The following is a 322-nucleotide window of genomic DNA, read 5'->3' as shown; positions in this document are numbered from 1 at the left end:
GGCATAGCCCGAGCCAAGTTCCCCAGTGTTTTGGTGATAAAAACGCACTGGTGAATTTAGGGTTGTATGCTTTAGGATCGTAGTCGTCGCGTTGAGTTGTCACTGTAAACCTTTAACTGGCGATATAGATTGAACAAGCTAACAGTATACCGTTAGCTTGTTTTCGGGAGAGTGTAATCTAGCGATTAACTGACTGCATGTACTCGCTGACGCCTTCAGCAACCGATTTAAATTGAATATCGCAACCTGCATTACGAAGCTTGGTCAAGTCAGCTTGGGTGAACTCTTGGTAAGCACCTTTTAAATGCTCAGGGAAAGGAAT

General features: G+C 44.1%; 2 pseudogenes. Both read right to left on the bottom strand.

Going from position 1 to position 322, the window contains the following annotated elements:
* Window positions 1–103, bottom strand: a pseudogene (locus AB4486_RS25045) (lauroyl-Kdo(2)-lipid IV(A) myristoyltransferase); the annotation flags it as partial.
* Window positions 104–178: 75 nt separating this feature from the next.
* Window positions 179–322 (bottom strand): annotated as a pseudogene (locus AB4486_RS25040) (ADP-L-glycero-D-mannoheptose-6-epimerase); the annotation flags it as partial.

It is taken from the genome of Vibrio sp. 10N.222.55.C6 (genome assembly GCF_041473395.1).
GTDB lineage: Bacteria > Pseudomonadota > Gammaproteobacteria > Enterobacterales > Vibrionaceae > Vibrio > Vibrio crassostreae_C.
This window is presented reverse-complemented; position numbering and strand designations above follow the sequence as displayed.